Genomic DNA, 21308 nt, shown 5'->3' on the forward strand with positions numbered 1-21308 from the left:
GCGGGTCGAGTCCCCCGTTCCTCCTCCGCCACAGCGCGTGGCCGAGGGGGAGCGGTCCGTCACCCGTGTCCCCCGTTCGGGTCGCATCCGCGACACCGTACGGGGGCGACACACCGTGGCTTGTGTGTCTGTTCCATACCGATGTGAGCGCAGTGTCAGTACGGAGCATGGTGCCCACGCCTCCCGGGGCCTCATACTTCAAGTATGACGAGGCCCCCCGGCTCGCGCCGACACCTGCCGAACAGTCCCTTCAACGTGCCCGCCCCGCCCGCGCCACCCGTGGAGCACTTCGAGGTGGGTGACCGGGTTTCCCACGACCAGTACGGCCTGGGGAGGATCGTCGGCGTCGAAGGTGAAGACGCGGTGGTCATCGACTTCGCCGGTCGCCAGGGACGTTTCCTGAGCCCCTACCCGAAGCTGGCCAAGCTCTGATTCCGGACTCCATGACGTTTCCGGACCCCGTGACCTGATACGCGTGAGGGGCGGCGGACCGCATCCGCGGACCGCCGCCCCTCACGCATGCCCGGAGCCCGGAGCCCGGAGCCCGGGGCGCAGAGCCCTACAGGGCCTGCGCCGCGGGCTTCACCATGCCGCGGACCGTGCGGGACTTGACGAACTGCCCCATTCCGGTCATTTCCCACTCGCCGGTGAACTGCTTGATCAGCTTGGCCATCATGACGCCGGTCTGCGCCTCGGCGTTGGTCAGGTCGAAGCGGACCAGTTCCTCGCCCGAGGCCGCGTCGATCAGGCGGCAGTACGCCTTCGCGACCTCCGTGAACTTCTGGCCGGAGAACGAGTTCACCGTGAAGACCAGGCCCGTGACGTCCTGCGGGAGACGGCCGAGGTCCACGACGATCACCTCGTCGTCACCGCCGCCCTCGCCCGTGAGGTTGTCGCCGGAGTGCTTGATCGCGCCGTTCACGATCGAGAGCTTCCCGAAGTAGCAACTGTCGACGTGGTTGCGCTGCGGGCCGTACGCGATGACGGAGGCGTCCAGGTCGATGTCCTTGCCGCGGAACGCCGGCTCCCAGCCGAGGCCCATCTTGACCTGGGAGAGCAGCGGCTTGCCGCCCTTGACCAGGGACACCGTCTGGTTCTTCTGGAGGCTGACGCGGCCCTTGTCCAGGTTGATCTTCCCGGCGCCGGGCGCGGGCGCGGCGGGCGCCGCCGGGACGGCGGCCGGCGGGGGCGGGCCCTGCACCGGCTGCCCCACCGGGGGTGCCATCGGGGCGGGCGGAGCCGCGGGGGCGGCGGCGGGCGCGGCCGGGGCCGGGGCGGGCTCCTCCACCGAGACGCCGAAGTCCGTCGCGATGCCCGCGAGGCCGTTGGAGTACCCCTGACCGACCGCGCGGGCCTTCCAGGCGCCGTTGCGCAGGTAGATCTCGACGATCACCAGGGCCGTCTCGGAGCCGAGCTGCGGCGGCGTGAAGGTCGCGAGGACCGAGCCGTCGTCGGCGTTACGGATCGTGGCGGTGGGCTCGACGCCCTGGAAGGTCTGGCCCGCCGCGTCCGGGCTGGCGGTCACGACGATCTTCTCGATGCCGGACGGCACGGCGGAGGTGTCGACGGTGACCTTGTCGGGGGTCGTACCCCCACCCGACTGATAGGTCACGCCGGGCCCGGAGGGCTGGTTGAAGAAGATGAAGTCGTCGTCGGAGCGCACCTTGCCGTCGGCGGTGAGCAGCAGGCCCGATACGTCGAGCCGCACCGGAGCGGCGACGTCCACCGCCACACGGGCGGCGGTCAGCGGGATGTTCGAGCCGGGGGTCATAGCTGTCATGCCAGGGGTAACGAACGATCCCGCTTTGCCGTTCCCTTACCCGGGCAGGGATTTTCCCTGTCCGAGGTCCCGGCATGACCGGAGCGTACGTCCGGCCATGCCGCGCCGGTACCGAATCACGGCACCGCCGTCACGGCATCCCCCTCACGGCACCACCACGATCTTGCGGCCCACCCCGGCGGCGAACCGGTCGAGTGCCTGCGGGTACTCCGCCAGCGGCAGCCGGTCGCTGATGAACACGTCCGGGTCGAGCACGCCGCCCGCGAACAGTTCGGCCGCCCGCTCGTAGCTGTGCAGGACCGCCATCGAACCGGTGATGGTGATCTCCTGGTTGTAGATGCGGTACGGGTCGATCTTCACGCGTGTGGCGTAGTCGGCGACACCGAACTGAAGGAACGTGCCCGCCTTGGCGACCCGTTCGAGCCCGTCCTGGATCGCGGCCGCGTTGCCGGTCGCGTCGATGACCACGTCCCAGCCCCGCGGACGCTCCAGTTCGTCCGCGTTCGCCGCCGAGCCCGAGACGCCGAGACGCTGTGCCGTGGCGAGCCGGTCCGCGTTCAGGTCCACGACGTCGACGCTCGCCGCGCCGGTGCGCTTGGCGAGTTCCAGCATCATCAGGCCCATCGTCCCCGAGCCGTAGATCAGCACGTGCGCGCCGAGCCGCGCCCGCAGCACGTCGTAGCCGCGCACGGCGCAGGACAGCGGTTCGATGAGGGCCGCGTCCTGGGTGCGTACGTGGTCGGGGAGGCGTACGCAGTTGGCGGCGGGCGCCACCGCGTACTGGGCGGCGCCGCCGGCGGTGGTCACGCCGATCGCGGCCCACCGCTCGCAGAGGTTGCCCCGGCCGTCGCGGCAGTAGCGGCACTCGTGGCAGTGCAGGGAGGGGTCCACGGCGACCCGGTCGCCGACGGCGAGCGTGCGGACGTCACTGCCGAGCGCGACGACCTCCCCGGCGAACTCGTGGCCCGGCACGACCGGCAGGGTCGGCGCGAACTCGCCCTGGAGGATGTGCAGATCGGTGCCGCACAGGCCGCACGCGGCGACCTCGACGACGACGTCGCGGGGCCCGGGGGAGGGGTCGGGCAGCTCTTTGACGACGGCCTTGCCGACGGACTCGATGATGGCGGCCTTCACTTGGCGGCTCCCTGGTTCATTTGACGGCTCCCAACGACAGGCCCTGGACCAGCTTGTCCTGGGCGGCGAACCCCGCGGCGAGCACCGGCAGGGAGATCACGAGCGACGCGGCGCACACCTTCGCCAGGAACAGGCCCTGGCTGGTGATGAAGCCGGTCAGGAAGACGGGCGCGGTCTGGGCGACGACGCCCGTGAGCACCCGCGCGAAGAGGAGTTCGTTCCAGCTGAAGATGAAGCAGATCAGGGAGGTCGCGGCGATCCCCGGCAGGGCGATGGGCGCCACCACGCGCGTGAGGATCGTCGGCAGCCGTGCCCCGTCGATCTGCGCGGCCTCGATGACGGGCTTCGGCACTTCGGCGAGGAACGACTGCATCATCCACACCGCGATCGGCAGGTTCATCGAGGTGTAGAGGAGGACGAGCAGCCAGATGTTGTCCAGGAGGCCGGTGTTCTTGGCGAAGAGGTAGATCGGGAGCAGGCCCGCCACGACCGGCAGCATCTTCGTGGACAGGAAGAAGAAGAGCACGTCCGTCCACTTCTTCACGGGCCTGATGGACAGGGCGTACGCGGCCGGGAGCGCGAGGACGAGGACGAGCAGGGTCGAGGCGAGTGACGCGACCGTCGAGTTGACGAGGGAGGGCCAGGGGCTCGCTCCGCCGCCCGCCCCGAAGAAGTCCCGGTAGCCGTCGAGGGTGAGGGAGGCGGCGAGCGAGGGCGGGTTGGTCGCGGCGTCCTCCTCCGAGTGGAAGGAGGTCAGCGCCATCCAGGCGATGGGCAGGAAGAACAGGATTCCGGCGAGCCAGGCGGTGAGCCCGAGGCCGATGCCCCTGGTGCGTACGGCGTTCGGTGTGCGGACGGTGCTCATCAGCGGGACGCCTCCTCACGGAACAGGGACGAGACGACCCGCAGGGCGAAGGTCGCGATGATGATCGAGCCGATGACGACGAGCACGCCCGCCGCGGAGGCCAGACCGTTCTCGTGGGCCTGGTAGAAGCTCTGGTAAACGGTGTAGGGCAGGTTCGCCGTGCCGAGGCCGCCCGAGGTGATGGTGAAGACGGCGTCGAAGTTCTGCACGATGTAGATCGAGCCGAGCAGCGCGCCCAGTTCGAGGTAGCGGCGCAGGTGCGGGAGCGTCAGATGGCGGAAGACCTGCCAGCTGCCCGCGCCGTCCATGCGGGCCGCCTCGATCAGTTCGGGGTCGCGGCTCTGCAGCCCCGCGAGCAGGATCAGCATCATGAAGGGCGTCCACTGCCACACCAGGGAAGCCTCGATGGCGAGGAGCGGGGTGTTGGAGATCCAGTCGGGCTGGGTGGCGGAGTCCCCGCCGACCCAGTGCAGCAGGCCGTTGAAGAGTCCGTACTCGGGGTTGTAGAGCACGTGCTTCCACAGGAGCGCGGCGGCCACGGGGACCAGGAGGAACGGGGCGATGAGAAGGGTGCGGACCAGTCCGCGCCCCCGGAAGCGCCGGTTCAGGAGCAGGGCGAGGCCGAGCCCCGCGACCAGGCTCACGAGGACGACGGAGGCCGTCAGGAGGATCGTCGTCAGCACGGACTTGCGCAGGTCGGGGTCGGTGAGGACCTCGCTGTAGTTGGCCAAGCCGGTGAAACTGCGGGCGTCCGGATAGAGGGCGTTCCAGTCGAAGAAGGAGATCACCAGGGTGGCCACGAACGGCAGCTGGGTCACGGCGATCATGAAGATGAGGGCGGGCAGCAGGGGCGCCCTGGTCGCCCAGGCGCGCAGCCGTCCCGGTGTCCCCGGCTTACGGGTGTCGGGCACGCGCGTGTGCCCGACGGCGGTGGTGCTCGCGGTGGCGGTCATCGTCCCTCGTACTCCTCGGAGATCTTCTCGGCGAGGTCCTGTGCGGTGTCCAGGGCCGCGTCGACGGACTGGCGTCCGGCGATGGCCGCGCTGATCTCCTGGGAGACCTTGGTGCCGAGGTCGGTGAACTCGGGGATGCCGACGAACTGGATGCCGGGCGCGGGGCGGGGCTGCACGCCGGGGTCGCGGGGCCGCGCGCCCTCGATGGCGGCGCGGGTGACGTCCTGGAAGGCGGCGGCTTCCTTGCGGTAGGCGGGGTTCGCGTAGGTCGACGCGCGCTTGCCCGCGGGGACGTTCGACCAGCCGATCTTCTCGCCGACCAGTTCCTCGTACTCCTTGCCGGACGCCCAGGAGATGAACTTCCAGGCCCTGTCCGGGTTGTGCGAGGCCTTCTGCATGCCCCAGGCCCACGTGTACAGCCATCCGGAGCTCTCCGTCTTCGCCACCGGAGCGGGTACGTAGCCGATCTTGCCCTTGACCGGTGACTTGGCGGACTCCAGGGAGCCGGCGGCCGCGGTCGCGTCGTACCACATGGCGGTCTTGCCCTGGGTGAGGTTGTTGAGGCACTCGGCATAGCCGGACTGCGCGGCCCCGGACTGTCCGTGCTCGCGAACGAGGTCTACGTAGAAGCGAGTTGCCTTTTCGAACTCGGGGGAGTCCAGGCGGGCCTTCCAGTCCTTGTCGAACCAGGTGCCCCCGAAGGTGTTCACGACGGTCGTCAGCGGCGCCATCACCTCGCCCCAGCCGGGCAGCCCGCGCAGACAGATGCCCTTCATCCCGGGTTCCTCGCCGTCCACGCGGGCGGCGAGATCCGCCACCTGCTGCCAGGTGGGGTGGTCGGGCATGGTCAGTCCGGCCTTCTTGAAGACGTCCTTGCGGTACATCAGGAAGGACGACTCTCCGTAGAAGGGCTGTCCGTAGAGCTTGCCGTCGTCACCGGTGAGCGACTGGCGCATGGGCGGCAGGATGTCCTTCTCGTCGTACGCGGTGTCCTTGCGCGCATACGAACCGACCTCGTGCAGCCAGCCGTTCCTGGCGTAGATGGGTATCTCGTAGTTGCTGAGCGTCGCGACGTCGTACTGGCCCGCCTGGTTGGCGAAGTCCTGGCTGATCTTGTCCCGGACGTCGTTCTCTGGCAGGACGGTGAAGTTCACCTTGATGCCCGTCTCCTTGGTGAAGTGGGCAGCGGTGAGTTTCCGCAACTCCACCATCTGCGGGTTGTTCACCATGAGGACGTTGATGGAGTCGCCGCCTGAACCGGCCCCGCCGGCACCGGCCCAGCAGCCGGCGAGCAGCGGGGCGAGCAGCGCCCCTGCGGCGGCCGCGGCGAGCGCGCGCGGCCTCCGTCGGCTCGGGGTTCGCATGAAAGCTCCTGGACGTACGTAGAGGGTCATATCGGGGAGGTCGGGATGCCTCGGGGCGCACGGAAGCCCGCGCCGACCGCAAAAAGGGGGAGTCGGGACGAGGGCGGGGTCAGGCGCGCAGGACCTGTGGTCCGAGGAGTGAGTAGCGGTGCGCTTCGGAGGCGGGCAGCCGGCTGCTCGTGACGATCGTGTCGAGGTCGCCGATCCCCGCGAACCGGCAGAAGCTCGTCGCCCCGAACTTCGTGTGCACGCCGAGGAACACCGTGCGCCGCGACGCCCTGATGGCCTGCGCCTTCACCTCGCTGACCGCGGGGTCGGGGGTGGTGAGCCCGTGTTCGCGGGAGATGCCGTTGGCGCCGATGTACGCCAGGTCGATGACGAACCCGGCCAGCATGCGGGTCGTCCAGTGGTCGACGGTCGCGAGCGTGCCGGGGCGCACCCGGCCGCCGAGGAGCAGGACGGTGACGTTCTCGGCCTCGGCGAGGACGCCCGCGGTGGCCAGTGAGGCGGTGACGACGGTCAGCGGGCGGCCCGCCGCAACCTTGGGCAGCGCCTCGGCGATCAGCTGCGGGGTGAAGCCCTCGTCGACGAAGACGGTCTCGGCGTCACCGAGCAGTTCGGCGGCGGCGGTCGCGATGCGCCGCTTCTCCGGGACGTGCATGGTCGTGCGGAACGCGAGGGTGGTCTCGAAGCCCGCGCTCTCCACGGGGTAGGCGCCGCCGTGGGTGCGGCGGACCAGGCCGTGGTCCTCCAGGGCCCGCAGATCGCGGCGGACGGTCTCCTTGGCGACGCCGAGCTCGTCGGCGAGCGCCGTCACGTCGACGGAGCCTGCGTGGCGGGCCGCGTTGACGATCCGCCGCTGACGTTCTTCCGCGGTCATCGGCGCCACCTGCTTCCCCTGGGTCTCGCGGTGCCCGTTCGGGCCCTGTGGGGGAAGTTCTACAGCGCGGACCAGGGCGTTACCAGGCTCCGAGCGGGCGCGATGCTGCCCGTATGTGCCCGCTTGGCGGGGCGGCGGCCTGTGCGGCGGGCTCCGGGCGTGCCCGTTTCGGGGGGCGTGGCTGCCCGTTCGGTGCCCGGACGAGTGCGAGCGGGCATCGGGACCGGGCTCCGGCGGGGGAGGGTCAGTAAGGCCACACGGGCGGGTTCGTGCAGAAGTGGCCGCCCAGGTGCGCGTGGTCGGGATTCGCCGGGTCCAGTTCGCCCTGCTCGGCGATCAGCTTCTCCGCGTACCGCTCGGAGTCGTCCCGCGGGTCGTAGCCGAGCGCCCGCGCCGACGAGAGGTCCCACCACAGGCGGGTGTTGGCGGACGAGCCGTAGACCACCGTGTGCCGTACGTCCTCGGCGGTGAGGGCCGCGTGGAAGAGCCGCGCCCCGTCGTCCGGGCTCATCCAGACGGACAGCATCCGCACGCTCGACGGCTCCGGGAAGCACGATCCGATGCGGACCGACACGGTCTCGATGCCGTGCTTGTCCCAGTAGAACTGGGCGAGGTCCTCGCCGAAGGACTTCGACAGGCCGTAGAAGGTGTCGGGGCGGCGCGGGGTGTCGACCGGGATCAGCGGGTCGTCGCCGCGGGGGCGCGGGGTGAAGCCCACCGCGTGGTTGGAGGAGGCGGAGACGATCCGCCGGACGCCCTCCTCGCGGGCCGCCTCGTAGAGGTTGTAGGTGCCTTCGATGTTGGCCTTGAGGATCTTGTCGAAGGTGGACTCCAGGGAGATGCCCGCGAGATGGAGGACCGCGTCGGTCCCGCGCACGGCCTCGCGCAGCGCGTCCTTGTCGGCGAGGTCGGCCGTGACGGCGTCCGGCTCGTCCGCGACCGGCCGCACGTCGAGCAGGCGCAGGTCGTAGCCGTACGCCGGCAGTAGCCCGCGCATCAGGGTGCCGAGGCCGCCTGCGGCGCCGGTGAGCAGGACGGTGCGGGGAGCGGGCATGCGGGGGTCTCCTCGTGCGGGCGTATGTATCCACGTACAGGATTCACATCCGTGGACACGCTAGAGATCCCCGTCGTGCCGCGTCAAGTGTTCCGGGCCGCACTCGGAGGCGGTAAATCCGCTCGTAGGTGGGGAGTTCGCGCGCTTGACCCGGTTCGGGAGGCGCCTTAGCGTGGGTGTGTTCAGAGATATGGACGTGAATCAGAAACATGCACGCCCGACATCCGGAAACACGCACGCCAGACATCCAGAAACACGCACGTCCGACATCAGAAGCACCCACGCCCGACACGTACGCCCCAGGGAGAGCCCGTGACGTCAGCCCCCCTCGCTTCCCGACTCCGCGTCCCCAGCGGGCCGCTGTTCTTCCCGGTCACCGCGTACGGGCCGGACGGCGCTCTCGACACGGACACCTTCCGCACCCATGTGCGCGGCGGCATCGAGGCGGGCGCGGCGGCCGTGTTCGCCTGCTGCGGAACGGGCGAGTTCCACGCCCTGACGCCCGAGGAGTTCCAGGAGTGCGTCGCCGCCGCGGTCGACGAGGCGGCCGGGCGGGTGCCGGTGGTCGCGGGCGCCGGGTACGGCACCGCGCTCGCCGTGCGGTACGCGCGCCTCGCCGAGGAGGCGGGCGCCGACGGGCTGCTCGCCATGCCCCCCTATCTCGTCGTCGCCGCGCAGGAGGGGCTGATCCGGCACTACACCGAACTGGCCGCCGCCACCTCCCTGGACGTGATCGTCTACCAGCGCGACAACGCCGTCCTCACCCCGGAGACGGTCGTCGAACTCGCGCGCACGGACGGCGTCATCGGCTTCAAGGACGGCCTCGGCGACATGGACCTGATGCAGCGCACCGTCAGCGCCGTGCGCGGCGAGGTGCCGGGGGACTTCCTGTACTTCAACGGCCTGCCGACCGCCGAGCTGACCGGCCTCGCCTACCGCGGCATCGGCGTGACCCTCTACTCCTCGGCGGTCTTCTGCTTCGCCCCCGACATCGCGCTCGCCTTCCACCGCGCGTTCAACGCCGGTACGCCGGAGGGGGATGCCACCGTGAACCGCCTCGTCGACGGCTTCTACCGCCCCTTCGTGGAGCTGCGCGCCCTCGGCCGCGGTTATGCCGTCTCCCTCGTCAAGGCGGGCGTGCGGCTCGGCGGCCTCGACGTGGGCCCCGTGCGGCCGCCGCTCCACGAGCCCGCCGACGAGCACGTCAAACGACTGGCCGAACTCATCGAGCGCGGGCGTGAGCTGCTCGGGAGCGCGCACCCGGGAGCGGGCGCGTGAGGGCCGCCGCGTTCCTCTACCCGTGGGACGTCGTCGGCGACCCCGACGCCCCCGCCCGCCTCGCCGCCCTCGGCGTCCGGCAGGTCACCCTGGCCTCCGCCTACCACTCCACCCGCGCGCTGACCCCGCGCCACCCGCGCCACCGCATCGTCACGGCCGCGCACGCCGCCGTCCTCTACCCGCCGGGCGACCACTGGCAGGGCCGGGAGCTGCGCCCGTACGCGGCCGGGGACTGGGCCCCGGGCGATGCCTACGGAGAGGCGGCCCAGGCCCTGCGCGACGCCGGGCTCGATGTACACAGCTGGGTCGTCCTCGCCCACAACTCCCGCATGGGCGACGACCACCCGCAGACCTCCGTCGTCAACGCCTACGGAGACCGCTATCCGTGGGCGCCCTGCATCGCACAGCCCGCCACGCGCGCGTACCTGGCCGACCTCGCAGCGGAGGCCGCCGTACGCCCCGGAACGGACACGCGCGGCACGGAACTGGAGTCCTGCGGCTGGTACGGGCTCGCGCACCTGCACGCCCACGACAAGACCGCGGGCACCGCACTCGGCGAGGCCGGGCAGTACCTGATGTCGCTCTGCTTCTGCGCCTCCTGCCGGGAGGGGTACGAGGGGGAAGGCCTCGACCCGGACGGGCTTGCGGCCGCCGTCCGCCACGCCCTGGAACCCGTGTGGCGCGGTGGCGACGAGGGCGAGGGCCGGCAGGCGGTCGAGAAGCTCATCGGGGCGGGCCGGGCGGCGGCCACGCGCGCGTGGCGCGAGAGAACCGCCCGCACGCTCCAGGAGACCGTCGTCGGCGCTGTCCGCGCGGCGGCACCCACCGGATTCCAGGTGCTGCTCCACGCCGACCCGGTGACGTACCACTGCGGAGCGAACGCGGGCGTCGACCCGGCGCACATCCTCTCCGTGGCCGACGGCGTGGTCGTGCCCTGCACGGGAGGCCCGCGCCTGCTGGAGCCGTTCGCCGCGCACGGCGCGGGCCGGCCGGTCCTTGCCGCCAACCTCACCGTGGTGAGCGGCATGGGCGGCAGCCCCGCCACCCTCGCCGCCGACGCGGCCCGCGCGGCCGACCTGGGCGCCACCGAACTGCGGCTCTACCACGCGGGCTTGGCATCGGACGCCGACCTCGCGCACGTCGCCGGGGCCCTGTCGCACGCGGAGTGATCACCGATACGATCCGCGCACCACAACCGTCGCTCCCGTACCAGGGGCAGAACCCCCGTACCCGGGGGCAGAGGGGGACAAGGTGCGCAACAAGGGGATATCCGCGCTGGCCTGCGCAGGACTGATGGCGGGTGCCGCGGTGCTCGGCGGCGTGACACCCGCCGCCGCGCAGGCGGCCGGCGAGAGCGCCTCGGCGACCGACCTCCGTGAACGCCTGGAGCGAATACCGGGCATGACGGTGGTCTCCGTGGCGGACAAGGAGGGTTACCCCCTCTACTCGCTCACGTACAGGCAGCCCGTCGACCACCGCAAGCCCCACGGCGCCGGCTTCACGCAGCGCGCCACGCTCTGGCACAAGGCCACGGACAAGCCGACCGTCCTCTACACCGGCGGCTACACCCTCGCGGGCGGCACCGCCTCCCTCACCAGGCTGATCGACGCCAACCAGGTCAGCGTCGAGCACCGCTACTTCGCCGAGTCACGGCCCAAGGGCGCCGCGGGCGACGACTGGTCCAAGATGACCGTCCAGCAGGAGGCCGCCGACGAGCACCGCCTCACCCGCGCCCTGCGCAGCGTCGAGAAGGGCAAGTGGCTGGGCACCGGCGCCAGCAAGGGCGGCATGACCGCCACGTACCACGAGCGCTTCTACCCCGAGGACCTCGACGCCGTCGTAGCGTTCGTCGCGCCCAACGACGCGAACAACCGCGACGACACCGGCTACGAACGCTTCTTCAAGACGGTGGGCACCAAGGAATGCAGAGACGCCCTGAACGCCGTGCAGCGCGAGATGCTCGTACGTCGCGACACGCTGCTCCCCAAGTTCGAGGCGGACGCGAAGGCCAGCGGCGACACGTTCGAGGAGACCCTCGGCACCACCGACCGGGCCTACGAGTTCGCGGTCCTGGACCAGGTGTGGAACTTCTGGCAGTCCGGCACCGCCGCCGACTGCCCGACCGTGCCCGACGCGAAGAAGGCCACCGACGACGAGCTCTACGACTGGTCGAAGAAGCACGGCTTCAGCGTCTACCAGGACGAGTCCCTCGGCACCAACGGCTCGGGCCCCTACTACCGCCAGGCGGCCACCCAGCTCGGCTGGGCCGACCTCCGGTTCAAGCACCTCAAGGGCGTCCGCAACCACCCCGACATCTACCAGCCCAACTCGGTGCTGCCCGCCGCGATGCGCGGCACCTACAACAACAGCACCATCGCCGACGTCGACCGCTGGGTGAAGAACCGCGGTCAGCGCATGATGTTCGTCTACGGCGAGAACGACCCGTGGAGCGCCGAGAAGTTCACCCCCAGCCGCCACGACTCGTACCGCTACGTGGTGCCCGGCGCCAACCACGGCGCATCGATCGCCAAGCTGCCGGCGGCCGAACAGACACAGGCAGTCAAGACCATCAAGCGCTGGGCGAACGTGAAGTAGCCCGCGCCCGGGGCGCCAGCAGGGGCGCGGCGATCACGAGTCGCGCCCCCGCGAGCACCGGCAGCAGCACGCCGATGTGCACGCTCTCCACGAGGGCCGCGCCCGCCGCGATGCCGATCGCGGTGGGCGCGAACATCAGGGTGTTGGCGGTCGCCGCCACCCGGCCGAGCAGCGCGTCCGGCGTCTCGCGCTGCACCGCCGTCAGGGCCGCGATCAGTACGCACGGCAGGCCGACGCCGTTCGTGAGGCTGCCCGCGAGGACCGCGGCGTCGCTCGGCACCGCGGTCAGCGCCGCCGCGACGGCGGTCAGCGCGATGCCCGCCCCGGCGAACCGCCGCGCCCCGAACCGCCGCATCAGCGCCCCCGACGCCACCCCCACCGCGAGGGAACCGACGCCCTGCGCGACGTACAGCACGCCCGTGTACGAGGGGGAGCGGCCGAGCCCCTCGACGACCGCGTAGACCGTCGCGCCGCTGATGCCCGAGGTCAGCATCGTCAGGCCGCCCGCCGCGACGAGGGGGCGGAGTCGGGCGTGTCCCCACAGGTGTCGCGCCCCCTGAGCCGTCCGTGCCCGCAGGGGCGTGCGGTCGGGCACCGGGGGGTTCTCGTGGACCCGCAGCAGCGCGAACATCCCCGCCGCGAGGACGAACGTCACCGCGTCCAGGAGGGCCACCCGGGCGCCTCCGTACGCGGCGAACAGACCTGCCCCGGCGAGTGGCGCCACCAGTTTCATGCCTTCGTTCGCGGACATCCGCAGGCCGTTGAAGTCGCCGAGGAGATCCTTGCCGACGGCTGTCGCGGCCAGGGCCGCCTCCGCCGCGTCGGTGACGACGCCGCACGCCCCGTACACCACGAGGACCGTGAAGAGGACCCACAGCCGGTCCGCGGCGTCCACCGCGAACAGGGACAGGAGGAGCGCGCCGAGTGCCAGGTTCGCGGCCACGAGGAGCGGTCTGCGGCGGGTGCGGTCGGCGAGCGTGCCGAGCAGCGGGCCGGCCAGGGTGGGCGCCCACAGCGCGAGCTGGCAGAGCGCGGCGAGCCCGTCCGACCCCGTGAGCTCCTTCACCCAGATCCCGGAGGCCAGCCACAGCGCGGAGGTCCCGAAGCCGGAGACCACCACGGCACCCAGATACAGCCCGGCGTTGCGGTCCCGCAGGACGCGCCGGATCGTCGATGTCATGCCTGGTGATGCTGGTGCGTGAGGTCCCCGCGCCGGTATCGGGCCGATGCCCTATGCGCCGCCAGCCAGTTGGGGGACGTGCTTGGTCCACAAGGGGAGACCTGCTGAGACCTAGGGGGAGGTATGGATCAGGTAAAGGGTCGGTCCACGGTCTCCCCAGGGGCGGGTCGATGCGCGTAGACAGTCCTTGACCTGCCCGAACCCTGAGCGGAGACGCAACACATGCGGAAGTCCCTACGCGTGGCCGGCCTGGCCACCGCCTGCACCGTCGCCGGTGCCGCCCTCTACACCGCCGCTGCCGCCGGCGCCGACCAGGCCCCGCCGCGCCCCACCAAGGAGCCCCACAACATCGACCTCCTCGTCGGCGAGATCGACGCCTACTACGGCGCGGCCAAGGGCGCGGACGGCGTGTGGAAGTCCTCGCCCGACAGCCCGTACGCCAAGGACCTGGCCCGCATCCAGGCCAAGGCGAAGAAGGACATACGCAGGGCGGCCCACCACACCCGCCACGGCAAGAAGCCGGCGATCGTCCTCGACGTCGACGACACGGCGCTGCTCAGCTTCGACTACGAGAAGTCGACCAACTACACGTACAACAACGACAGTTGGTACGCCTACGTCAAGGAGGCCAAGCGCCCCGCCGTCTTCGGCATGCCCGAGCTCGTGAAGTACGCCAAGAGCAAGGGCGTCGAGGTCTTCTTCCTCACCGGCCTCGCCGAGCAGCTGCGCGAGGGCGCCGTGACCAACCTCGCCAGGGCGGGATACGACACGAAGCTCGACCGGACGCACGTCTTCACCAAGGACAAGGCGAACCCGCCCGCCTACCTGAAGAACTGCGCGACGCCCGCCGCCTGGAACTGCACCACCGTCCAGTTCAAGGAAGGCACGCGCAAGTACATCGAGTCGACCGGCTACAACATCGTCGGCAGCTTCGGTGACCAGGTGAGCGACCTGGAGGGCGGCTACGCCGACAGGACGTACAAGCTCCCGAACCCGACGTACTACGTGGGCTAGCCGACGCGGTAGGTGAACCGGTCGCGGCGGCGGCCGGGGAGTCGGTACAGCGAGATAGGTTGCAACCCTGACTAGGTCGTCATACGGTCTAGGTAGCTCAGACGCTCAGGGTAGGGGGATCCCCATGACCATCTCGCCGGACTTCTCGGCCGCCTCGACGGCCGTCGCCGCCACGCTCACCGCATACCTGCTCCTCGGCGAGCCGTGGGCAGGCCGCCGGATGTACGGCTCGCTGGCCCGGCGCAGGGACACCGAACCCCGCGCCCTGGTCCGCTACTTCGGCCTCGTCCTCACCCTGTGGTGGGCCTTCGCCGCCCTCGCCCTCGCCGCCCTGCTCCTCTCGCCGGGCACGGCCGCCGCCGACTTCGGCCTCGCGGTGCCCGAGCGGCCCACCTACGTCGTCGCCGGGATCCTCCTCGCCGCCGCGATCGCCGTCTCCTCCGGACGGAACTTCCACGACCTCGCCAAGCGGGGCAGGAACGTGCCGGGGCTCGCCGCCATCGAGGCGATGCTGCCCCGCACCGCCGAGGAGCGCAGGCTCGCCGTCGCCGTCGCCGTGACCGACGGCCTCTGCGCCGAACTCGTGTACCGCGGCCTCCTCATCGCCTTCGGCGTCGGCACGCTCGGCCTCGACCTCTACGCCGCCGCGGCGCTCTCGGTCCTCGTCTACGCGCTCGCCGGTATCTACCAGGGCCGCCAGGGCGTCCTCGTCTTCGCCCTCCTCGGCGCGGTGCTCACCGGCCTCTATCTCGCCACGGGCAGCCTCCTGCTCCCCGTCGCCCTGCACGTCTTCCTCTCCGTACGCGACCTGACGCTGCCCGCACCGGACAAGCTGCGCGCCTCCGCCGCCTGAAAGGAGACCTGAAGTGACCGACCGCCGCGCCAGTTGGTTCAAGGGCGTCCTCGACCTCCTCGTGCTCGCCGCCCTCACCGACGGCGAGAGCTACGGCTACGAGATCGCCAAGCAGCTCGGCGCCGCCGGCTTCGGCCAGATCAAGGGCGGCACGCTCTATCCCGTGCTGAACCGCCTGGAGGAGGCGGACCTGGTCGCCGCGGAGTTCCGCGCCGCCGACAAGGGACCCGGCCGCCGCTACTACCGGCTCACCGACGCCGGACGCGCGACCCTCGCGGAACAGGGCGGGCTGTGGCTCGCCTTCGACGGATCCGTACGAGAAGTCCTGGCGAAGGCGGGAGTGCGAGCACCATGAACACACAGCACGGGCAGGACGCACAGCACGAGCACGAGCACGAGCACGAGCACGAGCACGAGCACGAGCACGAGCACGAGCACGGGCACGGGCATGAGCGGGACGGGCAGCGCGAGTACCTCGCCGCCCTCGCCGAGCGGCTCCGGGCGCAGGGCCTGCCCGCCGACCGCGTCGAGGCGACCGTCGCGGACCTGGCCGCCCACCTGGAGGAGTCCGGTGCCGCGGACGCCGAGGCCGAGTTCGGGCCCGTCGAGGAGTTCGCCGCGCAGCTGGTGCCCACCGCGGGGGAGCGGGCACCGGAGGCGCGGGGCGAGCGGGCGGAGACCTGGCGCTGGACCGCCGACACCTACGTCGACGAGGAGCTCCTGAACCGCTTCGGCGACGAGGGCTGGGAGGTCGACAGGGTCGACGCCCTCGGCCGGTTCGTCAGCCACCGTGACGTGGAGCAGCCGCAGCGCTGGGAGTACCGGCGCGAGCTGGTCACCCGCGGGCGCGACGGGCTGGACGAGCGGCTCGCCCCCGACGGCTGGGAGGCGTGCGGCGAATGGGTCGTCTACGCCTGGTTCAAGCGCCCCAAGGCCGCCAGCATCGGCCCGGCGGCGCGGCTCGCGACCACGCCGCCCGCCCCGGCAGGCACCCGCTTCTTCAGCCGCAGGTTCTACGCACTGCTCGCCGTCCTCGCCGCCGCCGTGGCGGTCGCGGGCTTCGCGGTGGCCTCGGACGAGAACGACGCGGCGTCCGGGGCGGGCTTCGCGGTGGGACTGCTCGCGGGCGCGGCGGTGGTCGTGGCGCTCGCGTGGGGCATGTCGGTGTGGCGGGGGCGCCCGCGGTAGGCGTACCGAGGGCGCCCCGATCCGGGCGGCGGCCCCGCCCGGGTGTCAGGCCGCGAGGGCCGCCGACATCATCGCCTTCGCGATCGGCGCCGCCAGACCGTTGCCGCTGACCTCGTCGCGGGCCGCGCTCGACGACTCGATCATCACCGCGACCGCCACCTTCTTGCCGTCGCCGCCCTTGGCGAACGACGTGAACCAGGCGTACGGCGTCTGGCTGTTGTTCTCGCCGTGCTGCGCCGTGCCCGTCTTGCCGCCGACGGTCGCGCCGCTGATCTTCGCGTTCGAGCCGGTGCCCTTCTCGACGACGGTCTGCATCGCGGACTCCAGGCCCTCGGCGGTGGACTCGTCCATCACGCGCTGGGAGTCGCCGTCCCCGTACTTCTCCAGGGTGTCGCCGCCGGAGTCGCTGATCTCCGAGACCATGTGCGGCGCGGCGAGCACACCGCCGTTGGCGATGGCCGCCGACACCATCGACATCTGCAGCGGGGTCGCCGTCACGTCGAACTGGCCGATGCCGCTGAGCGCCGTCTGCGCCTTGTCCATGCCGGACGGGTAGACACTCTTGGACGCGCGCACCGGCACGTCCAGCTTGTCGGCGTCGAAGCCCATCTTGTCCGCCATCGCCTTGACCTTGTCCTGGCCCAGGTCGACGGCCATCTTCGCGAAGACGTTGTTGCAGGAGTACTGCAACGCGGTGCGGATGTCCGCGTTCTCGCAGGGAGCCGACTGGTTCTCGTTCTTGAGGACCGTCCGCGTGCCGGGCAGCGTGTACGGGTTGGGGCTGCTCGTCCTCTCGTCCACCGAGCCGTAAAGGCCGTCCTCCAGGGCCGCCGCCGCGACGACCAGCTTGAAGGTGGAGCCGGGCGGGAGCGGCTGCCGCATCGCGCGGTTGACCATCGGCTTCTCCTTGTCGGTGGTCAGCTCCTTCCACGCCTCGGAGTCCGTGGAGCCGCTGATCCTCGACGGGTCGTACGACGGGGTCGACACCATGCCGAGAATCCTGCCGGTCTCGGGGTCGATGGCCACCGCCGCGCCCTTGGTGTCGCCCAGCGCCTTGTAGCCGGCCTTCTGCACCGCCGGGTCGATCGTCGTGATGACGTTGCCCGGGTCGGCCCGCTTTTTGGTGAGCGTGTCCAGGGGGTTCTTCAGGCGGTTGTCGGTGCCGTCGAGCAGGTCCTTGTAGATGCCTTCGAGCTGGGTGGCGCCGTAGACCTGGGAGCTGTAGCCCGTGATGGGCGAGTACAGGTCGCCGTCCTTGTAGGTGCGCTTGTACGCGAGGTCTCCGCCCTTCGTCCGCTCGGAGCCGGTGATGGCCTCACCGCCCACGATGATGTCGCCCAGCGGGTTCGCGTACTGCTCTATCGCGTTGCGCCGGTTGTGCTTGTCGTCCGCGAGAGCCTCCGAGTCGTGGAACTGCACCCATGTCGCCCGGACCAGCAGGGCGAGCACGAGCAGCAGTGCGAAGACCGAGGCGTGCCTGATCGTCTTGTTCATCCCGTGGGAAGACGAGCGGAGGGGAGGATTTCGTTCCCTTGTGGTGTGCTTGCGACCGTTTTCTCATCGAGCCTTCATGAAGCCCGCCTCGTAGGCCGCGATCACCGCCTGCGTGCGGTCCCGCGCGCCTGTCTTGGCGAGGACCGACGCCACATGGGTCTTCACCGTCGCCGCGCCGACCCCCATCCGGTCCGCGATCTCCGCGTTGGTCAGGCCCGCCGCCATCAGCCGCAGCACGTCGTTCTCCCGGCCGGTGAGCCGTGCCACCCAGGCGGGCGGCGCGGGCTCGGCGCGCCCGTACTCGGCGGCCAGGGCGCGCACGGCGGCGGGGAAGAGCAGTGATTCGCTGCGCGCGACGAGCCGGACCGCCTGGACGAGCTCGTCGGCGTCCGCCCGCTTGAGGAGGAACCCGGCGGCCCCGGCGCGCAGCGCCTCGTACACGTACGCGTCGTTCTCGAACGTCGTCACGACGACGATGCGCGGCGGCTGTGGCATGGTCCGCAGGATCTGCTCGGTGGCGCGGATGCCGTCCACCTCCGGCATGCGGACGTCCATCAGGACAACGTCGGGCTTCAGTTCCCGTACGACGGAGACCGCCTCGGCGCCCGTCGCCGCCTCGCCCGCCACCTCGATGCCGGGCTCGGCGGAGAGGATCGCGCGCAGGGCGGTGCGCACCATGCGCTCGTCGTCCGCGAGGACGACCCGGATGTCGTTCGCCGTCATTGCTGTCCCTTCAGAGGAAGTCGTACGTCGAGTCGCCACACGCTGTCGGCGGGGCCCGCGCGGGCCGTGCCGCCGAGCAGCCGGGCCCGGTCCGCGATGCCGTGCAGGCCGTGGCCGCCGCCGGGCCGGGACGCGGGGGAGCGGGGCGGCAGCGGGTTCTCGGCCCGCACGGTCAGGTCGGGGCCGTCCAGGGCGACGCGCAGGGTCACGGAGCCGGGATCGCCGCCGTGCCGCAGGGCGTTGCTCAGGGCCTCCTGCACGATGCGGTAGGCCTCGCGGGAGACCAGCGGGGGGAGGGACTCGGGCGCCACGTCGACGGTGGCGGTCACGCGGAGACCGGCCGCTCTGGTGCGGCGCAGCAGGCCGTCCAGGTCGGCGTCGAGGGTGGGCGCGGGGGACGTCGGCCCCGCGCCGTCGGCCTCCCGCAACACGCCGAGCACGGCGTCCAGTTCGCCCACCGTGCGGCGCGTGGTGTCCTCGATGGCGGCCAGCGCCTCGCGCACGAACTCCGGGTCGTGGTCCAGGACCCGGCGGGCCGCGCTCGCCTGGAGCGTGACGGCGCTCAGGGCGTGGCCGACCGAGTCGTGCAGCTCACGCGCGAGACGGTTGCGCACGGCGAGGTCGGCGGCGCGCTGCTCGGCGGCCGCGAGCCGGTCGGCGGGCGTCGGCCCGAGCAGGGCGGGCGCCGAGCGCGCGAGCAGCCCGCCGGCCGTGGCCGCGCACGCCGCGAGTGCCGCGAGCGACGCGAGGCCGATGACCGGCGAGAGCGCCAACAGCCAGGGCTCGCCGAAGACTTGGGGCATTCCGATGCGGCTGTCCCGCAGCACGGAGAAGAAGGGCAGCGCGATCAGGACGCCCGCGAAGGGCGGCAGCGCGAGCGACATGCCGCTGATGACCCCGCCGAGACCGAGGTGCAGCGTGAACCACGCGGCGGTGCGGCCGCGCGCCGCCCGGGAGCGCGCGGGACCCTCGGCGAGGGAGTCGGCAGGTACCCCGCACAGCGCCCGCACGGCGGCCACCGACATCGGCCGCGTCAGCGGGAACAGCGCGGTGACCGCGGCGAGCGGCAGCCCCAGCGCGAACGCGCTGAGCTGCGAGCCCAGCGAGCCGAGGACGGCGCTGTCCTCGAAGAACGGCCCGACGACGACGGAGCCGACGAAGACGTACGGCATGGCGAGGGCGCCGCCGAGGATCAGATGTATCCAGCGGCGGCGCGCCCGGCGCCCGAACAGGAGGGTGGCGAGTGCCTTCACGCAGTGGTTCCCGCCCGCTCTTTGAGGAAGCCCGCCATGAGGACGGCGACGATCGTCCCGATGATCATGTGGACAGCGTAGGTGAGGAGCATCGGCCCGGTGGGCTGCTTCGTGGCGTCACCGAGGGCCGCGAGCGAGCCGAGAAGCAGCCAGGCTCCCCAGCAGCCGACCGCGCCCGAGCCGAGCCAGGCCAGCGTGAGCGGCACCCTCACCGGCAGCGAGGACCGGAAGACGAGGAGCAGGGCGCCCGTGACGGCCGCCACGAGGTAGATCGCGTCCAGGGCTTCCAGAACGTGGAAGTCGGCCGTACGCCTCAGCGCCCGCGCCCCGCCCAGTCCGGCCGTGGAGCCGGTGGCCCACGCCACGTGGAGCGCGACGGGGAGGAGTGCGAGCAGCGCTGCGGCTCCCGCGGCGGTCCGTGCCCCGCGTGCGGCGCGCGGCAGGTCCCGGACCCGCCCCTGCCACAGGTGCCCCCAGCGGTCCCGCGCGTACAGGGCGAAGAGGGAGCCGAGCGTGATGCCCTGGAGGATGAAGCCGGTGTAGACGACGCCGAACACCCAGTCGGCGAGGAACGGTTCGCCCTCGCCGGTGGAGGAGCCCCCGCCGACGCCGCCGCCGAGCGCCTTGACCGCCAGTTGCAGCGGATACCCGGCCATGATCGGTGTCAGGAGGCCGGTGGCGACCCACATCGGCGCCAGGAGCAGCCGGGCAGGCACCCGCAGGCCCCACGGCCGGGTCAGGAGCAGCGCCAGCACGATGACGGACGCGTCCATGAGGACGGTCAGGCCGTTGACGAGGGCCATGAGGACCCGGTGATCGAGCAACGGGCTGCCCTCGGGGATACCGACCCGGCTCCCGGAGATCCAGGCGACCTTGAGGACGAGATATGGAACGCAGGCGATCACGGCGGCGACGCGCAGCGCGAGGCGGAACCGGCCGAGGCCGGGGGAGGCGGCCCGGACCCGCGGGGAGGGGGAGATGGAGGAGGCAGGGGAGTCCGGGGAGGCAGGGGAGGTGAGCGGGACCGGCGGGGCTGGGGGCTCGGAAGAGGCTGGGGTTGTGGAGGAGGCAGAGGGCTCGGAGGAGACAGGGGGCTCGGAGGGGGCGGGGGTGGCCGAGGGGGCGGTGGGCAGGGTAGGCGGCATGATCCCAAGGTGCCGCCAGGCCCGTGCGCGGCGCCTCCTGCGCCGTGACGATCCGCCTCCGCCGCGCGGCGGAGGGTCAGCCCTCGCGCAGGACGAGGACCACCTCGTCGATCTCCGCCCCGCGCGCCGCGGCGTACCCCCGCTCCGTGGCGGAGAGGCGGAACCCGCACTTCTCCAGGACCCGGATCGAGCCCGCGTTGTCCGCCGCCGCGCGGGCGTAGAGCGGCCGGTCCCGCTCCAGGTCGAGGAGGTGGCGCAGCGCCGCGGTGGCCAGACCGCGCCCCCAGTACGCACGGTCGATCCAGTACGTGACCTCCCGCTCGCCGGGCGCCCCGTACACCCCCGCGCTGCCCACCACGTCCCCGTCCGCGAGGACCGTGCGGACGACTACGTCGGCGGAGCCCCGCATCTTCGCCCAGTGCGCCTCGAAGGCGTCCCGGTCGGCCGGGTCCTTCGGCGTGAACGCGGCCATGAGGGCGGCCTCGGGGTCGTTCATCTGCCGGTAGAAGACGGGCAGATCACTGTCGTGGACTTCGCGCAGGTCGACAATCATGG

At 71.7% G+C, this 21308-nt stretch carries 21 protein-coding genes; 8 read left to right on the forward strand and 13 right to left on the reverse strand.

What is annotated here, in order from left to right; genetic code table 11:
* The first annotated feature begins 204 nt into the window (after positions 1-204).
* Complete coding sequence (locus tag AB0N81_RS08610; protein ID WP_055564387.1) at positions 205-432, forward strand: CarD family transcriptional regulator; 228 nt, start codon at positions 205-207, stop codon at positions 430-432.
* Between the two features lie 127 nt (positions 433-559).
* Here AB0N81_RS08610 and AB0N81_RS08615 read toward each other — a convergent pair whose 3' ends face one another.
* The 7 genes from AB0N81_RS08615 to AB0N81_RS08645 all read right to left on the reverse strand — a co-directional run bounded on the left by AB0N81_RS08615 (position 560) and on the right by AB0N81_RS08645 (position 8030).
* Positions 560-1771 carry a TerD family protein gene (locus AB0N81_RS08615; RefSeq protein WP_365357025.1) on the reverse strand — a complete coding sequence of 404 codons (1212 nt, stop codon included), beginning with the start codon at positions 1769-1771 and terminating at the stop codon, positions 560-562.
* Positions 1772-1924: 153 nt separating this feature from the next.
* Positions 1925-2914, reverse strand: coding sequence for a zinc-dependent alcohol dehydrogenase family protein (locus AB0N81_RS08620; protein ID WP_365356831.1), 990 nt, complete (start codon positions 2912-2914; stop codon positions 1925-1927).
* 16 nt (positions 2915-2930) lie between these two features.
* On the reverse strand, positions 2931-3779 hold the full coding sequence (locus AB0N81_RS08625) for a carbohydrate ABC transporter permease (RefSeq protein WP_365356832.1): 849 nt from the start codon (positions 3777-3779) through the stop codon (positions 2931-2933).
* On the reverse strand, positions 3779-4732 hold the full coding sequence (locus AB0N81_RS08630) for a sugar ABC transporter permease (RefSeq protein WP_365356833.1): 954 nt from the start codon (positions 4730-4732) through the stop codon (positions 3779-3781). Before AB0N81_RS08630 ends, AB0N81_RS08625 begins: the two co-directional genes overlap by 1 nt.
* The gene (locus AB0N81_RS08635; protein WP_365356834.1) at positions 4729-6096 is read right to left on the reverse strand and encodes a sugar ABC transporter substrate-binding protein; all 1368 of its coding nucleotides are present in this window, start codon (positions 6094-6096) and stop codon (positions 4729-4731) included. The genes AB0N81_RS08630 and AB0N81_RS08635 overlap by 4 nt, the downstream gene beginning before the upstream one ends.
* A gap of 109 nt (positions 6097-6205) precedes the next feature.
* A complete protein-coding gene (locus tag AB0N81_RS08640) occupies positions 6206-6976 on the reverse strand; it encodes a DeoR/GlpR family DNA-binding transcription regulator (RefSeq protein ID WP_365356835.1) in 771 nt (256 codons plus the stop codon).
* Between the two features lie 244 nt (positions 6977-7220).
* Positions 7221-8030: an NAD(P)-dependent oxidoreductase gene (locus AB0N81_RS08645; RefSeq protein ID WP_365356837.1), complete on the reverse strand. Its 810-nt coding sequence runs from the start codon at positions 8028-8030 to the stop codon at positions 7221-7223.
* Positions 8031-8342: 312 nt separating this feature from the next.
* On the opposite strand from AB0N81_RS08645, the gene AB0N81_RS08650 reads away from it, so the two are divergent.
* The 3 genes from AB0N81_RS08650 (at position 8343) to AB0N81_RS08660 (ending at position 11903) form a co-directional block, all read left to right on the forward strand.
* Positions 8343-9308 carry a 5-dehydro-4-deoxyglucarate dehydratase gene (locus AB0N81_RS08650; protein WP_365356838.1) on the forward strand — a complete coding sequence of 322 codons (966 nt, stop codon included), beginning with the start codon at positions 8343-8345 and terminating at the stop codon, positions 9306-9308.
* The gene (locus AB0N81_RS08655) at positions 9305-10477 is read left to right on the forward strand and encodes a hypothetical protein (protein ID WP_365356840.1); all 1173 of its coding nucleotides are present in this window, start codon (positions 9305-9307) and stop codon (positions 10475-10477) included. The genes AB0N81_RS08650 and AB0N81_RS08655 overlap by 4 nt, the downstream gene beginning before the upstream one ends.
* A gap of 82 nt (positions 10478-10559) precedes the next feature.
* On the forward strand, positions 10560-11903 hold the full coding sequence (locus AB0N81_RS08660; RefSeq protein ID WP_365356842.1) for a S28 family serine protease: 1344 nt from the start codon (positions 10560-10562) through the stop codon (positions 11901-11903).
* Here the strand turns inward: AB0N81_RS08660 and AB0N81_RS08665 are convergent.
* The gene (locus AB0N81_RS08665; protein WP_365356844.1) at positions 11878-13083 is read right to left on the reverse strand and encodes an MFS transporter; all 1206 of its coding nucleotides are present in this window, start codon (positions 13081-13083) and stop codon (positions 11878-11880) included. The two genes, AB0N81_RS08660 and AB0N81_RS08665, sit on opposite strands and share 26 nt — an antisense overlap.
* A 222-nt stretch (positions 13084-13305) precedes the next feature.
* Here AB0N81_RS08665 and AB0N81_RS08670 point away from each other — a divergent pair, with 222 nt between their 5' ends.
* The 4 genes from AB0N81_RS08670 (at position 13306) to AB0N81_RS08685 (ending at position 16138) form a co-directional block, all read left to right on the forward strand.
* Complete coding sequence (locus AB0N81_RS08670; protein WP_365356846.1) at positions 13306-14097, forward strand: HAD family acid phosphatase; 792 nt, start codon at positions 13306-13308, stop codon at positions 14095-14097.
* Between the two features lie 124 nt (positions 14098-14221).
* A complete protein-coding gene (locus AB0N81_RS08675; RefSeq protein WP_365356847.1) occupies positions 14222-14950 on the forward strand; it encodes a CPBP family intramembrane glutamic endopeptidase in 729 nt (242 codons plus the stop codon).
* A gap of 13 nt (positions 14951-14963) precedes the next feature.
* Complete coding sequence (locus AB0N81_RS08680; protein WP_365356849.1) at positions 14964-15305, forward strand: PadR family transcriptional regulator; 342 nt, start codon at positions 14964-14966, stop codon at positions 15303-15305.
* Positions 15302-16138, forward strand: a complete 837-nt coding sequence (locus AB0N81_RS08685) for a hypothetical protein (protein WP_365356850.1) — start codon at positions 15302-15304, stop codon at positions 16136-16138. The genes AB0N81_RS08680 and AB0N81_RS08685 overlap by 4 nt, the downstream gene beginning before the upstream one ends.
* A 45-nt stretch (positions 16139-16183) precedes the next feature.
* Here the strand turns inward: AB0N81_RS08685 and AB0N81_RS08690 are convergent, their stop codons facing one another.
* The 5 genes from AB0N81_RS08690 to AB0N81_RS08710 form a co-directional block, all read right to left on the reverse strand.
* A complete protein-coding gene (locus AB0N81_RS08690) occupies positions 16184-17632 on the reverse strand; it encodes a penicillin-binding transpeptidase domain-containing protein (protein WP_365356851.1) in 1449 nt (482 codons plus the stop codon).
* Between the two features lie 63 nt (positions 17633-17695).
* Positions 17696-18355 carry a response regulator transcription factor gene (locus AB0N81_RS08695; protein WP_365356853.1) on the reverse strand — a complete coding sequence of 220 codons (660 nt, stop codon included), beginning with the start codon at positions 18353-18355 and terminating at the stop codon, positions 17696-17698.
* The gene (locus tag AB0N81_RS08700) at positions 18352-19608 is read right to left on the reverse strand and encodes a histidine kinase (RefSeq protein WP_365356854.1); all 1257 of its coding nucleotides are present in this window, start codon (positions 19606-19608) and stop codon (positions 18352-18354) included. The genes AB0N81_RS08695 and AB0N81_RS08700 overlap by 4 nt, the downstream gene beginning before the upstream one ends.
* Positions 19605-20753, reverse strand: coding sequence for a hypothetical protein (locus AB0N81_RS08705; protein WP_365356856.1), 1149 nt, complete (start codon positions 20751-20753; stop codon positions 19605-19607). Before AB0N81_RS08705 ends, AB0N81_RS08700 begins: the two co-directional genes overlap by 4 nt.
* Positions 20754-20829: 76 nt before the next feature.
* Positions 20830-21306: a GNAT family N-acetyltransferase gene (locus AB0N81_RS08710; RefSeq protein WP_365356858.1), complete on the reverse strand. Its 477-nt coding sequence runs from the start codon at positions 21304-21306 to the stop codon at positions 20830-20832.
* Positions 21307-21308 lie beyond the last annotated feature (2 nt).

The organism is Streptomyces sp. NPDC093510, from assembly GCF_040683555.1.
Lineage (GTDB): Bacteria > Actinomycetota > Actinomycetes > Streptomycetales > Streptomycetaceae > Streptomyces.

Excerpts from the sequence above, each read along its gene's own strand:
- AB0N81_RS08670 (WP_365356846.1), top strand. The coding sequence starts at position 13,306 with ATGCGGAAGTCCCTACGCGTGGCCGGCCTGGCCACCGCCTGCACCGTC.
- AB0N81_RS08610 (WP_055564387.1), top strand. The coding sequence starts at position 205 with ATGACGAGGCCCCCCGGCTCGCGCCGACACCTGCCGAACAGTCCCTTC.
- AB0N81_RS08645 (WP_365356837.1), bottom strand. The coding sequence starts at position 8,030 with ATGCCCGCTCCCCGCACCGTCCTGCTCACCGGCGCCGCAGGCGGCCTC.
- AB0N81_RS08635 (WP_365356834.1), bottom strand. The coding sequence starts at position 6,096 with ATGCGAACCCCGAGCCGACGGAGGCCGCGCGCGCTCGCCGCGGCCGCC.
- AB0N81_RS08685 (WP_365356850.1), top strand. The coding sequence starts at position 15,302 with ATGAACACACAGCACGGGCAGGACGCACAGCACGAGCACGAGCACGAG.
- AB0N81_RS08630 (WP_365356833.1), bottom strand. The coding sequence starts at position 4,732 with ATGACCGCCACCGCGAGCACCACCGCCGTCGGGCACACGCGCGTGCCC.
- AB0N81_RS08705 (WP_365356856.1), bottom strand. The coding sequence starts at position 20,753 with ATGCCGCCTACCCTGCCCACCGCCCCCTCGGCCACCCCCGCCCCCTCC.
- AB0N81_RS08640 (WP_365356835.1), bottom strand. The coding sequence starts at position 6,976 with ATGACCGCGGAAGAACGTCAGCGGCGGATCGTCAACGCGGCCCGCCAC.
- AB0N81_RS08615 (WP_365357025.1), bottom strand. The coding sequence starts at position 1,771 with ATGACCCCCGGCTCGAACATCCCGCTGACCGCCGCCCGTGTGGCGGTG.
- AB0N81_RS08665 (WP_365356844.1), bottom strand. The coding sequence starts at position 13,083 with ATGACATCGACGATCCGGCGCGTCCTGCGGGACCGCAACGCCGGGCTG.
- AB0N81_RS08690 (WP_365356851.1), bottom strand. The coding sequence starts at position 17,632 with ATGAACAAGACGATCAGGCACGCCTCGGTCTTCGCACTGCTGCTCGTG.
- AB0N81_RS08710 (WP_365356858.1), bottom strand. The coding sequence starts at position 21,306 with ATGATTGTCGACCTGCGCGAAGTCCACGACAGTGATCTGCCCGTCTTC.
- AB0N81_RS08625 (WP_365356832.1), bottom strand. The coding sequence starts at position 3,779 with ATGAGCACCGTCCGCACACCGAACGCCGTACGCACCAGGGGCATCGGC.
- AB0N81_RS08695 (WP_365356853.1), bottom strand. The coding sequence starts at position 18,355 with ATGACGGCGAACGACATCCGGGTCGTCCTCGCGGACGACGAGCGCATG.
- AB0N81_RS08675 (WP_365356847.1), top strand. The coding sequence starts at position 14,222 with ATGACCATCTCGCCGGACTTCTCGGCCGCCTCGACGGCCGTCGCCGCC.